At 65.4% G+C, this 12975-nt stretch carries 8 protein-coding genes; 6 read left to right on the top strand and 2 right to left on the bottom strand.

What is annotated here, in order from left to right:
- The first annotated feature begins 72 nt into the window (after positions 1 to 72).
- Positions 73 to 954, top strand: coding sequence for a GNAT family N-acetyltransferase (locus tag LXM94_RS04410; RefSeq protein WP_235769925.1), 882 nt, complete (start codon positions 73 to 75; stop codon positions 952 to 954).
- Positions 955 to 1079: 125 nt separating this feature from the next.
- Here the strand turns inward: LXM94_RS04410 and LXM94_RS04405 are convergent, their stop codons facing one another.
- Positions 1080 to 3362, bottom strand: a complete 2283-nt coding sequence (locus tag LXM94_RS04405; RefSeq protein WP_235769924.1) for an NADP-dependent malic enzyme — start codon at positions 3360 to 3362, stop codon at positions 1080 to 1082.
- 107 nt (positions 3363 to 3469) lie between these two features.
- Between LXM94_RS04405 and mutS the strand changes: the two genes are divergently transcribed.
- The 4 genes from mutS to LXM94_RS04385 all read left to right on the top strand — a co-directional run bounded on the left by mutS (position 3470) and on the right by LXM94_RS04385 (position 11146).
- Positions 3470 to 6223 carry a DNA mismatch repair protein MutS gene (gene mutS / locus LXM94_RS04400; RefSeq protein ID WP_235769923.1) on the top strand — a complete coding sequence of 918 codons (2754 nt, stop codon included), beginning with the start codon at positions 3470 to 3472 and terminating at the stop codon, positions 6221 to 6223.
- Between the two features lie 98 nt (positions 6224 to 6321).
- On the top strand, positions 6322 to 9165 hold the full coding sequence (locus LXM94_RS04395) for a [protein-PII] uridylyltransferase (RefSeq protein WP_235769922.1): 2844 nt from the start codon (positions 6322 to 6324) through the stop codon (positions 9163 to 9165).
- Entirely contained in the window at positions 9162 to 10757 is a 1596-nt protein-coding gene (gene murJ / locus LXM94_RS04390; RefSeq protein ID WP_235769921.1) for a murein biosynthesis integral membrane protein MurJ, read from the top strand. Before LXM94_RS04395 ends, murJ begins: the two co-directional genes overlap by 4 nt.
- Positions 10754 to 11146, top strand: coding sequence for a VOC family protein (locus LXM94_RS04385; RefSeq protein ID WP_235769920.1), 393 nt, complete (start codon positions 10754 to 10756; stop codon positions 11144 to 11146). The genes murJ and LXM94_RS04385 overlap by 4 nt, the downstream gene beginning before the upstream one ends.
- A 5-nt stretch (positions 11147 to 11151) precedes the next feature.
- Here the strand turns inward: LXM94_RS04385 and LXM94_RS04380 are convergent, their stop codons facing one another.
- Positions 11152 to 11643, bottom strand: a complete 492-nt coding sequence (locus LXM94_RS04380; RefSeq protein WP_235769919.1) for a YcbK family protein — start codon at positions 11641 to 11643, stop codon at positions 11152 to 11154.
- 248 nt (positions 11644 to 11891) lie between these two features.
- Between LXM94_RS04380 and trpS the strand changes: the two genes are divergently transcribed.
- The gene (trpS, locus tag LXM94_RS04375) at positions 11892 to 12962 is read left to right on the top strand and encodes a tryptophan--tRNA ligase (protein ID WP_235769918.1); all 1071 of its coding nucleotides are present in this window, start codon (positions 11892 to 11894) and stop codon (positions 12960 to 12962) included.
- Positions 12963 to 12975: the final 13 nt, after the last annotated feature.

Here is a 12975-nt window from a genome sequence, read left to right as displayed (position 1 = left end):
CCCGGCGATGTCACTTTCCTGTCGCAGACTCATGCTTTAAGGCAGTCACATCAGTGTGTCAGGAAGTGCGACATGGCCGTCGATCTCATCAACCCCGTTCCGCTTGCGGATGTCACGCCCGCCGCTCCCGCGGTGAAGCCGGCGCGGACGGCGGGTGACGTGCTCGGGCGCATCGGACCGCTGGAAACGCGTCTTGCACGGACCAATGCCGAAATCGATGCGGCACAGGCCGTGCGGTACCGCGTCTTCGTCGAGGAGATGAAGGCGCAGATCGCCCCGGATGCCATGCGCCGCAAGCGCGACACCGATGCCTGGGACATGGTCTGCGACCATCTTCTGGTGCTCGACACCAGCATCGAGGGCGACACCGAGGAACAGATTGTCGGGACCTACCGGCTGCTGCGCCAGGACATCGCCCGCCAGTCCGGGGGCTTCTATTCGCAGAGCGAGTTCGACGTGGAAGCGCTTCTTCAGCGTCATCCGGAAAAGCGTTTCATGGAACTCGGCCGGTCCTGCGTGCTGCCGGAATATCGCACCAAGCGCACCGTCGAGCTTCTGTGGCAGGGCAACTGGGCCTATGCGCTGAAGCACGGCGTGGACGCCATGTTCGGCTGCGGTTCCTTTGGGGGCGTCGTGCCGGAAGAACACGCGCTGGCCTTGTCCTTCCTGCATCAGAACGCGCTTGCGGGCGGCGAATGGTCCGTTGCGGCGCGTCCGGAGCTCTACAGGACGATGGATCTCGTGCCGAGCGAGGCAGTGAATGCTCGTAAGGCGCTTGCCGCCATGCCGCCGCTGATCAAGGGATACCTGCGGCTCGGCGCCATGGTCGGCGACGGTGCCGTCGTGGACCATGCCTTCCGGACGACCGATGTCCTGATCGTGCTCCCCATCAGCAATATCTCCGGCCGGTATCTCAGCTATTACGGCGCCGACGCCGGCCGTTTCGCGAGCTGAGCGGATTTGCCGGAGGCGCCAACGTCGCGCCGGCCGGATCTGAGCGGATTGAATGAAGATCGGTATAGTCAAGATATAGCGAGGCTCGTGCTCCGGCACGAGCCTCTTTCGTTCGCGCTCTCGTCTCAGCCGGCGTTGTGGGCGGCGAGTGCGGCGAGGTTCACGATGTCGGAATCCTTCGCACCCATTGAGACGATCTGCACCGACTTGTCGAGGCCGACGAGCAGAGGGCCGATGACGGTCGAACCGCCGAGTTCCTGCAGCATCTTCGTGGCGATGGAAGCCGAGTGGAAGGCCGGCATGACGAGCACGTTGCCCGGACCCGACAGGCGGCAGAAGGGATACTGCTCCATGATCTTCGGATTGAGCGCTACGTCCGCCGCCATCTCGCCGTCGTATTCGAAGTCGACGCGCCGCTTGTCGAGGATCTTGACGGCTTCGCGCACCCGCTCGGAGCGCTCGCCGGACGGATGCCCGAAGGTCGAATAGGCGAGCATGGCGACGCGCGGCACGTAGCCGAGCCGGCGGGCGAGCCCCGCTGCCTCCTCGGCGATGTCCGCAAGCTCCTCGGACGAGGGCATGTCGTGCACGGCCGTATCGGCGACAAGCACCGTGCGCCCCCGGCAGAGCGCAAGCGACGCGCCGATGACCCGGTGGCCGGGTTTCGCGTCGATGCAGCGCCGGACATCCTCGAGCGCAGTCGAATAGTTGCGGGTCAGGCCCGTGACCATCGCATCCGCGTCGCCGAGAGCCACCATGCAGGCGGCGAAGTGGTTGCGGTCATTGTGGATCAGCCGCTGCGCATCGCGGAACAGGTAGCCCTTCCGCTGCAGGCGTGCGTAGAGATAGTCGGTATAGGCGTCGTTGCGCTTCGAAATGCGGGCGTTGAGCAGCTCCACGCCCGGTCTGTCCAGGTCTATGCCGGCCTTCTCCGCCGTTTCCCGCATGCGCTCTTCCCGGCCGACGAGGATCGCCGTGCCGAGTTGCTGGTTCACGTAGGAGATCGCGGCGCGCATCATCTGCTCTTCCTCGCCCTCGGCGAAGACGACGCGTTTCGGCTGGCGGCGCACGCGGGCGTAGATCTGCTGCAGCGTCGAGGCGATCGGGTCGCGCCGGGCCTTCAGTTCGCGGGCATAGGCGTCGAGATCCGGCAAGGCGCGGCGCGCCACGCCGCTCTCCATCGCCGCCTTCGCGACGGCGACCGGGATCGCCGAGATGAGCCGCGGATCGAACGGCACGGGGATGATATATTGCGGGCCGAAGCGCGGCCGATTGCCCTGGTAGGCGGCCGCCACGTCATCCGGCACGTCTTCCTTTGCAAGGCTTGCAAGGGCTTCCGCCGCGGCGATCTTCATGGAGTCGTTGATCGTCGTGGCACGGACGTCGAGTGCGCCGCGGAAGATATAGGGAAAGCCCAGGACATTGTTGACCTGGTTCGGATAATCGGAACGGCCCGTCGCGACGATCGCGTCGTCGCGGATGCGGGCGACTTCTTCCGGCGTGATCTCCGGATCGGGATTGGCCATGGCGAAGATGATCGGCCGCGGCGCCATCGAGCGCACCATGTCGGACGAGAGCGCCCCCTTTGCGGAGAGCCCGAAGAACACGTCCGCGCCGTCGAGCGCCTCCGCCAGTGTCCGCCGGTCCGTCTTGACGACATGGCCCGACTTCCACTGGTTCATGCCCTCGGTGCGGCCTTCGTAGATCACGCCCTTGGTGTCGCAGAGCACGACGTTCGCCGGATTGAAGCCCATCGACTTGATGAGTTCGACACAGGCGATCGCCGCAGCGCCCGCACCGTTGCAGACGAGTTTCGTTGACTTGAAGTCCCGCCCGGTCAGTGCCAGCGCGTTGATCAGGCCGGCGGCGGCGATGATGGCCGTGCCGTGCTGGTCGTCATGGAAGACCGGGATGTCCATCAGTTCGCGCAGGCGGCTCTCGATGATGAAACAGTCCGGCGCCTTGATGTCCTCGAGATTGATGCCGCCGAAGGAGGGGCCCAGATAGCGCACGCAGTTGACGAATTCGTCGACATTCTCGGTGTCGACCTCGAGGTCGATCGAATCGACATCCGCGAATCGCTTGAAGAGGACGGACTTGCCCTCCATCACCGGCTTCGAGGCGAGCGCGCCGAGATTGCCGAGGCCGAGGATCGCCGTGCCGTTGGAAATGACGGCAACCATGTTGCCGCGGGTCGTGTAGTCGTAGGCGGTCGCGGGGTCGGCTGCGATCGCCTTCACCGGGACGGCAACGCCCGGCGAGTAGGCGAGCGACAGGTCGCGCTGCGTCGCCATCGGTTTCGTCGGGGAGATTTCCAGTTTGCCGGGGCGGCCGGAGGCATGGAAGTCCAGGGCTTCCTGATCCGTTACTGTCGCCGTCGTGCGATCGGCTTTGTCGGTTGCCGCCATGTGCCCTCCCTCATCGGCCCAAGCTCCTGTGGGCGGCATCCCCGCGCCGACCCTTGGGTGTTGTCTTCTATAGCGGCCCATGGCTAGGGTGGCACCTGTTTTTTTGGATGAACTGTCTTTCCGTGAACGATCAGATCCTGCGCCCGAACGACATCCTGACGACGGCCGAGCTCGCCACGGGCGAGAGCCGGGCATCGGCCACGCCGATGATGGAGCAGTATATCGAGATCAAGGCCGCCAATCCGGACAGCCTGCTGTTCTACAGGATGGGGGACTTCTACGAGCTGTTCTTCCAGGATGCCGCCGACGCGTCGCGGGCACTCGGCATCACGCTCACCAAACGCGGCCAGCATCTCGGCCAGGACATCCCGATGTGCGGCGTGCCGGTGCATGCGGCGGACGACTATCTTCAGAGGCTGATCGCCCTCGGCTTCCGCGTCGCTGTCTGTGAGCAGGTCGAGGACCCGGCGGAGGCGAAGAAGCGCGGCTCCAAGTCGGTGGTTCGGCGCGACGTCGTGCGGCTCGTCACGCCCGGCACACTGACCGAGGAAAAGCTGCTGTCGCCGTCGGATTCCAACTATCTGATGGCTCTGTCGCGCATTCGCGGCGGCGGCGAGCCGGCAATGGCACTCGCCTGGGTCGACATCTCGACCGGCGTCTTCCGCCTCTCCGAGACGGCGCCGCAACGCCTTCTTGCCGACATCATGCGCGTCGAGCCGCGTGAGCTGATCCTGCCCGACACACTGTTCCATGATCCGGAGTTCCGGCCGGTGCTCGACGTGATCGGGCGGGTTGCCGTGCCACAGCCCGCCGTGCTTTTCGACAGTGCGACGGCCGAGAGCCGTATTGCGCGCTTTTACGACGTGCGCACGCTGGACGGTTTCGGCACCTTCTCGCGTGCCGAGATGTCGGCCGCTTCGGCAGCGATAGCTTATGTCGAGAAGACCCAGATCGCCGAACGCCCGCCGCTCGGGTTGCCGGAGCGCGAGAGCTCCGCTTCGACGCTGTTCATCGATCCCGCGACGCGCGCCAATCTCGAGCTGGTACGGACACTGTCCGGCGAGAAGGGCGGCACGCTTCTGAAGGCGATCGATCGCACGGTGACCGGCGGCGGAGCGCGGCTGCTGGCCGAGCGGCTGATGTCGCCGCTCACCGATCCGGCGGCGATCAACCGGCGGCTCGATTCGATTTCCGCGCTGATCGGCCTTCCGGCATATGCGGCCGAACTGCGCGATCATCTGAAGCGCCTGCCCGACATGCCGCGCGCCATCGCCCGTCTGGCGCTCGGACGCGGCGGGCCGCGCGACCTCGGCGCCATCCTGGAAGGGCTTCGCGTCGCCCGCGCCATCGCGTCGTTTGCGGCCGGAAAGGCGTTCGACGGCGAGCTTGCGGAGGCGCGGACCGCGATCGACGCGCTGCCCCAGCCGCTGCTGGATACGCTCTCGGCACAGCTCGCCGACGAACTGCCGCTCCTCAAGCGCGACGGCGGGTTCGTGCGGGAAGGGGCGGATGCGGAGCTCGACGAGATGCGGGCACTGCGCGACCAGTCGCGCCGCGTGATCGCCGGGCTGCAGCTGCAATATGCCGAGGAGACCGGCGTCCGCTCCCTCAAGATCAAGCACAACAACGTGCTTGGCTACTTCATCGAGGTCTCCGCCGGAAACGCCGCGGCATTGACCGAGGGCGACACGGCGAAGGCGCGCTTCATCCATCGCCAGACCATGGCCGGTGCCATGCGCTTCACGACGACGGTGCTTTCGGAGCTGGAGACCAAGATCGCCAATGCTGCAGACCGGGCGCTGGCGATCGAACTCGCCGTCTTCGACCGCCTCACGGCCAAAGTCGTCTGCGATGCCGAACCCCTCAAGGCGGCGGCGCGCGCGCTCGCCGTGCTCGACGTGACGGCGGGCCTTGCGGCCCTTGCCGAGGAACAGGCCTATTGCCGGCCCGTCGTCGATTCCTCGACGATGTTCGAGATTGTCGGCGGCCGTCATCCTGTGGTGGAACAGGCGTTGCGGCGGCAGGGCGGCGGCGCCTTCGTCGCCAATTCCTGCGATCTCTCGCCGCGGGACGGCGGCGCCTTTGGCGCGATCTGGCTGCTCACCGGTCCGAACATGGGCGGCAAGTCGACATTCCTGCGCCAGAACGCGCTGATCGCAATCCTTGCGCAGATGGGCGCCTATGTGCCTGCGGACGAGGTGCATCTCGGCGTCGTCGACCGGCTCTTCTCCCGCGTCGGTGCGTCGGACGACCTGGCGCGCGGCCGCTCGACCTTCATGGTCGAAATGGTCGAGACGGCGGCGATCCTCAACCAGGCGACCGAGCGCTCGCTCGTGATCCTCGACGAGATCGGCCGCGGCACGGCCACCTTCGACGGCCTGTCGATCGCCTGGGCGGCCGTCGAGCACCTGCATGAGGCCAACCGCTGCCGTGGCCTCTTCGCAACGCATTTCCACGAATTGACGGTGCTGTCGGAGAAGCTCGCGCGTCTTTCAAACGCCACGATGCGCGTCAAGGAGTGGGACGGCGACGTGATCTTCCTGCACGAGGTCGGCCCCGGTGCGGCGGATCGTTCCTACGGCATCCAGGTCGCCCGCCTTGCCGGCCTTCCCGCCTCCGTGGTTGCCCGCGCCAGGGACGTGCTGGCGAAACTCGAGGACGCCGACCGGAAGAATCCGGCAAGCCAGCTCATCGATGACCTGCCGCTCTTCCAGGTGGCGGTACGGCGGGAAGAGGCGAAGGGCCGCCAGGGCGCATCCAGGGTCGAGGAGGCGCTGAAGGCCCTGAACCCGGACGACATGACGCCGAGAGACGCTCTGGAGGCGCTCTATGCGCTCAAGAAACAACTTGGCAATGCCTGACGCTTAGGATCACTGTCTTTACGGGCTCGAAAAGGGTATAGCGCATGCGCACCGAAAGGGCGAATGAGGTACAGGGGCACGATTCGGGCCGGCATTCGATGAATAGACACATACCGGCGCCCGAAGAGATGGGGCTGCTCGACGTTACGGCATTGCGTCAGAAATGCGAGTTCATCGCGAGCGCCCATGCGGACTACCGCGACCAGATGCGGCAGGCGCTGGTCGCCGCGCTGAAGCAGGCGAATGCAGGCGGGCGCGCCCGGGCGCGCGCGCTTCTCTCCGTCGACGGCGGAGGTCTTGCCTGCGCGGCACGGATTTCCTGGCTGCAGGACCAGATCATCTCCGTGCTGCACGATTTCGCGTTGAACCATGTCTTCAGCGCGGCACATGCGCCGCCCGCCTCGCGCATCACCGTGACCGCCGTGGGCGGTTACGGCCGCGGCACGCTGGCGCCGGGCTCGGACATCGATCTCCTGTTCCTGCTGCCCGCCAAGCCGGCACCCTGGAGCGAACCGGCTATCGAGTTCATGCTCTATGTCCTGTGGGACCTCGGCTTCAAAGTCGGGCACGCGACGCGCAACATCGAGGAGAGCATCCGGCTTTCGAAGAGCGACATGACGATCCGCACCGCGATCCTCGAGGCGCGTTTCCTTTGCGGATCACGACCGCTTTTCGACGAGCTCTCGCTGCGCTTCGAGCGCGACGTCGTGCGCGGCACGGGCCCCGAGTTCATCGCCGCGAAGCTTGCCGAACGCGATGAGCGCCATCGCAAGGCCGGCGACACCCGCTATCTCGTCGAGCCCAACGTGAAGGAGGGCAAGGGGGGGCTGCGCGACCTGCATACGCTGTTCTGGATCGCCAAATATTTCTACCAGGTGCGCGACCCGGCCGAGCTCGTGAAGCTCGGCGTGCTGTCGCGGCGCGAATACAAGCTTTTCCAGAAGGCCGAGGATTTCCTCTGGGCGGTGCGTTGCCACATGCATTTCCTGACGGGCAAGGCGGAGGAGCGGTTGTCCTTCGACATCCAGCGCGACATCGCCGAGGCGCTCGGCTACCAGCCACATCCCGGCCTCTCGGCCGTCGAGCGCTTCATGAAGCATTATTTCCTCGTCGCCAAGGATGTCGGTGACCTGACCCGCATCCTGTGTGCGACGCTGGAGGACCAGCAGGCCAAGGAAGCACCCGGCATCAGCGCCGTCATCAGCCGCTTCACCCGGCGGCACCGCAAGATTCCGGGCACGCTGGATTTCCTCGAGGATCGCGGTCGCATCACCCTTGCCGACCCGGACGTGTTCCGCCGTGATCCCGTCAACCTGATCCGCCTGTTTCACATTGCCGACATCAACGATCTCGAATTCCATCCGGATGCGCTGAAGCAGGTGACGCGGTCATTGAAGCTGATCAACAACGCGCTTCGGGACAATGACGAGGCGAACCGCCTCTTCCTGTCCATCCTGACGTCCCCGCGCGATCCGGCACTCATGCTCCGCCGCATGAACGAAGCGGGCGTGCTCGGCCGCTTCATCCCCGAATTCGGCAAGATCGTCGCGATGATGCAGTTCAACATGTATCATCACTATACGGTGGACGAGCATCTGATCCGCGCCGTCGGCGTGCTCGCCGACATCGACCAGGGCCGCGAGCGCGAGGCGCATCCGCTGGCCGCGGAGATCCTGCCGGGCGTCGAAGACCGCGTGTCGCTCTATGTCGCGGTTCTGTTGCACGACATCGCCAAGGGCCGGCCGGAAGACCATTCGGCGGCCGGTGCGCGGGTGGCCCGCAAGCTCTGCCCGCGCTTCGGGCTGTCGCCGAAGCAGACCGAACTCGTCGTCTGGCTCGTCGAGGAACATCTCACCATGTCGATGGTGGCGCAGACGCGCGACCTCAACGACCGCAAGACGATCATGGATTTCGCCGACCGCGTCCAGTCGATGGAGCGGCTGAAAATGCTTCTTGTGCTGACGGTCTGCGACATCCGTGCCGTTGGCCCCGGCGTTTGGAACGGGTGGAAGGGTCAGCTCTTGCGCACGCTCTACTACGAGACCGAGCTGTTGATCTCCGGCGGCTTTTCGCAGGTCTCGCGCCGGGAGCGGGCGAAACACGCTCGCGAAACGCTTTCCGGCGCGCTCGTAGACTGGAGCCAGAGGGACCGCAAGGCCTATTCGAAGCTGCACTACGAGCCCTATCTTCTGAGCGTCCCGCTCGAGGACCAGGTCCGGCATGCGAATTTCATCTGGTCGTCGGACAAGGCCGGCCAGGCACTCGCCACGATGGTGCGCACGGATTCCTTTCATGCAATCACCGAGATTACGGTGCTTTCGCCGGACCATCCGCGCCTGCTTTCGGTGATCGCCGGCGCTTGCGCGGCGGCGGGCGCCAATATCGTCGATGCGCAGATCTTCACGACATCGGACGGGCGGGCGCTCGACACGATTCTGGTCAATCGCGAATTTCCGGACGATGCGGACGAGACGCGCCGGGCCGGGACGATTGGCAAGATGATCGAGGACGTGCTTGCCGGCCGCAAACGGCTGCCGGAGGTGATCGCGACGCGGACGAAGGGCCGCAAGCGCACGAAGACCTTCACCGTGCCGCCGGCCGTCACGATCTCGAACACACTCTCCAACAAGTTTACCGTCATCGAGATCGAGTGCCTCGACCGGCCCGGCCTGCTCTCCGAGGTCGCCTCGGTGCTCTCGGACCTGTCGCTCGACATCGCCTCGGCCCACATCACCACGTTCGGCGAGAAGGTGATCGATACGTTCTACGTGACCGATCTTCTCGGCCAGAAGATCACCAACGAGAACCGCCACGGCAACATCGCCGCACGTCTCAAGGCCGTGATGGCCGACGAGGCGGACGAACTGCGCGACCGCATGCCGTCGGGCATGATCGCCCCATCGACCCCGCCGGGGCAGAAGAGGGCCAGGGCGGAACAATGAGTCTGGTCAGCAAATTCGCGACCGTTGGCGGCGCGACGCTCGGCAGCCGCGTGCTCGGCTTCGCGCGCGAGACCCTGATGGCGGCAGCACTCGGCACCGGGCCGATGGCGGATGCCTTCTATGCGGCCTTCCGCTTCCCGAACCTCTTCCGGCGGCTTTTTGCCGAGGGTGCCTTCAACGCAGCCTTCGTTCCGCTCTTCGCGAAGGAGATCGAGGCGAACGGGCCGGACGGCGCCAAGCGGTTCTCGGAGGAGGTGTTCGGCGTTCTTTTCACGGTCCTGCTGCTGATCACCATCGTCATGGAACTTTCCATGCCGCTGATCGTCGCCTGGATCATCGCGCCGGGCTTTGTCGGCGACGCGGAGAAGTTCGACATCACGGTAGAGCTTGCGATCGTGATGTTCCCCTATCTCATGTGCATGTCGCTGACGGCGATGCTCTCCGGCATGCTCAATTCGCTGCACCACTATTTCGCCGCCGCCGTTGCGCCGGTCTTCCTGAACGTGGTGCTGATCGGGGCGCTCGGCTATGCGCTCCATGCGGGGGCCTCGCCGCTCGATACGGCCTGGTACCTGTCGTGGGGCGTGCTTGCAGCGGGGCTTCTGCAGATGGCCGTACTCTATGCCGGTGTGCGTCATGCCGGCATGAAGATCGGCTTCCGCCGGCCGCGCATGACGCCGAACGTGAAGCGCCTCTTGTGGCTCGCCCTGCCGGCCGCGGTGACAGGCGGCATCACGCAGATCAATCAATTGATCGGCCAGATGATCGCTTCCACGAAGGACGGCGCCATCTCGGCGCTGCAATATGCCGACCGCGTCTACCAGTTGCCGCTTGGTGTCGTCGGCATCGCGGTCGGTGTCGTGCTCCTGCCCGAGCTCGCGCGTGCCCTGAAGGGCGGCCACGAGCGGGAGGCCGGCAATCTGCAGAACCGCTCGCTGGAATTCGTGCTCTTCCTGACACTGCCGTCCGCCGGCGCGCTCTGGGTCATCTCCGACGAGATTGTCCGCGTGCTCTACGAGCGCGGCGCCTTCGGCACCGAGACGACGGCGGTGGTTGCCGGCACTCTCGCCATCTACGGTCTCGGCCTGCCCGGCTTCGTCATGATCAAGGCGCTCAATCCCGGCTTTTTCGCCCGCGAGGATACGAAGACGCCGATGCGCATCACGCTGCTGTCGGTGGTCGTCAACTGCATCCTTGCCGTCTCGCTCTTCCCGCTCTTTCACGAGCGCGGCATTGCGACCGCCGAAGCGGTCTCCGGCTGGCTGACGGCGATCTTCCTGTTCGCAACTCTCGTCCGGCGCGGTCACTGGCCGCTGGAAAAGGCGCTGGCCTGGCGCGTGGCGCGGCTTGTGACCGCGACGATCATCATGGCGGTCAGTCTCCACTATGCCTCCGGAGCACTCGCCGACCGGCTCGCACCGACATCGCCCTTGCTCGACCAGGTGAGTGCACTTGCGGCTCTGGTGGTGCTCGCCATGGGGATCTATTTCGGCGTGGCCTTCCTCATCGGTGGTGCCGATCTCGGCATGATCCGCCGCAACATCAGGCGCAAGGCGGCGGTGAAGCCCGATCCTGCGGATGGTGGCGAGTGAGCGGCCTGATCGCGCTGGTGACGCTTGTCGTGCCCGACTACGATCGGGCGATCGCCTTCTATTGCGGCGCACTGGGCTTCGCTCTCGTCGAGGATACGAAACTGCCCGACGGAAAGCGTTGGGTGGTGGTTCGCCCGAAAGGAGGCGAAGGCACGGGGCTGCTCCTGGCCGAAGCGGCTGATGCGTCACAGCAGGCGGTCGTCGGCAACCAGACCGGCGGCCGCGTCGGCTTCTTTCTCCACACCGACGACTTCGAACGCGACTTCACCGCCTTCGCCGCGGCGGGCGTACGTTTCCACGAGCCACCACGCAGGGAGGCCTACGGCACGGTCGCCGTCTTTGAGGATGCCTTCGGCAACAAGTGGGACCTGCTGCAGCCGGCCCGCTGATCGTCTCAGCGCATCGCCACGGTCTCAGCCGTCGAGCGGGTCAGTTCGGCCAGGCCGCGCTTGCGGCCGCCGCAATGGTGCCAGCGCCGTTTCGTACCGACATCGACATGGACGATGCCGTTGCAATAGGTGCCGATGCCGCCGATGGCGGGTGCGGACCTGGCGGCCGCCACGATCCGCTTGACGGATACGCCGGGAACACGGATGTCGGCTGCAAGGCACTTGCGGTGCAGCGAGCCGCTGCGGCCGGACGACCGATAACCCGACGTAACGAGGGGGCGGCGCCCGACCTGCCGTGTTATATGGGCGAGCACGGCCCGCAGCCTGCCCGGGAAACATCGATGCCGCACGCGCGAGGTCTGGACGGCGTAGATTCTGGCGTCGTTTGCCTTCTCGCTTTTCGCCGCATTGCGACTGTCGCCGGCCATGGTTTCGGTTGCGAAGATCGATGTCAGGGCAACGACCCAGGTGAGGAGGGTTGAGCAGTTTCTCCGCATGGCACGCTCCTGTTTGCGCCCCTGCGTCAAACGCGGCCGATCAAGGCCCGCCTGGCCGTCTCCCCGCCGGGAGCAGAGAACCGGAAGATGTCAATTATAAGGAGTTTTGCATGCACGGCGATTTGGGGTTCCTCGATCGGTCGGCTTCCGAAGCGGCGTAGCGGGCCTCTTGATCGCCGACCCTGTGCCGTGCATAAGCGCGTCCGATAGAAGGGCCCGGGCCCTCCACCAGCCTGCAGGAACAAGCAATGACAGGGACCTTCAAGCCACTCGTCTTTTCCGGCGTTCAGCCGACCGGCAATCTCCATCTCGGCAACTATCTCGGTGCGATCCGCAAGTTCGTGGCGCTGCAACAGGACAACGACTGTATCTATTGCGTGGTCGATCTGCATGCGATCACCGCCCAGCTTGTGCACGACGACATGCGCAGTCAGATCCGCTCCATCGCGGCCGCCTTCATCGCCTCCGGCATCGACCCCCGCAAACACATCGTCTTCAACCAGTCGGCTGTGCCGCAGCATGCGGAGCTCGCCTGGGTCTTCAACTGCGTCGCCCGCATCGGCTGGATGGAACGCATGACCCAGTTCAAGGACAAGGCAGGCGGCAGGAATGCCGAGCAGGTATCGCTCGGGCTGCTCGCCTATCCGAGCCTCATGGCTGCCGACATCCTCGTCTACCGCGCCACCCACGTGCCGGTCGGCGACGACCAGAAGCAGCATCTGGAGCTTGCCCGCGACATTGCCCAGAAGTTCAACATCGACTTCAAGGAACACATCCGGGCGACCGGCAAGGGTATCGACATCGTCGTCGGCGAGGAGCCGGTGCATGCCTATTTCCCGATGATCGAGCCGCTGATCGGCGGCCCGGCGCCGCGCGTCATGTCGCTGCGCGACGGAACGAAGAAAATGTCGAAGTCGGATGCGTCGGACCTGTCGCGCATCAACCTGCTCGACGACGCGGATACGGTTGCGAAAAAGATCCGCAAGGCCAAGACCGACCCCGATGCCTTGCCGAGCGAGGTCGAGGGACTGAAAGGACGGCCGGAAGCGGACAACCTCGTCGGCATCTATGCGGCACTCGCCGACAAGACCAAGGCGGACGTGCTCGCCGATTTCGGCGGCCGGCAGTTCTCGGTGTTCAAGCCGGCGCTCGTCGAGCTTGCGGTCGAGGTTCTGGCCCCGGTCGGCGCCGAGATGCGGCGGCTTCTCGGCGACACGTCGCACATCGATGCCATCCTGCGCGACGGCGGCGAGCGGGCGCGGGCGCGGGCCGAGGTGACCATGAACGAGGTTCGCGACATCGTCGGATTTCTCCGCTAGGGCCAATTCCCAT

This window comes from Rhizobium alarense, from assembly GCF_021555155.1.
Lineage (GTDB): Bacteria > Pseudomonadota > Alphaproteobacteria > Rhizobiales > Rhizobiaceae > Rhizobium_D > Rhizobium_D alarense.
Note: the sequence above shows the minus strand (reverse complement) of the source record. Positions and strands in the feature narration are given on the sequence as shown.

Coding starts and splice junctions, on each gene's coding strand:
- trpS (WP_235769918.1), top strand. CDS start 11,892: ATGACAGGGACCTTCAAGCCACTCGTCTTTTCCGGCGTTCAGCCGACC.
- LXM94_RS04380 (WP_235769919.1), bottom strand. CDS start 11,643: ATGCGGAGAAACTGCTCAACCCTCCTCACCTGGGTCGTTGCCCTGACA.
- LXM94_RS04395 (WP_235769922.1), top strand. CDS start 6,322: ATGAATAGACACATACCGGCGCCCGAAGAGATGGGGCTGCTCGACGTT.
- LXM94_RS04405 (WP_235769924.1), bottom strand. CDS start 3,362: ATGGCGGCAACCGACAAAGCCGATCGCACGACGGCGACAGTAACGGAT.
- LXM94_RS04410 (WP_235769925.1), top strand. CDS start 73: ATGGCCGTCGATCTCATCAACCCCGTTCCGCTTGCGGATGTCACGCCC.
- mutS (WP_235769923.1), top strand. CDS start 3,470: ATGAACTGTCTTTCCGTGAACGATCAGATCCTGCGCCCGAACGACATC.
- murJ (WP_235769921.1), top strand. CDS start 9,162: ATGAGTCTGGTCAGCAAATTCGCGACCGTTGGCGGCGCGACGCTCGGC.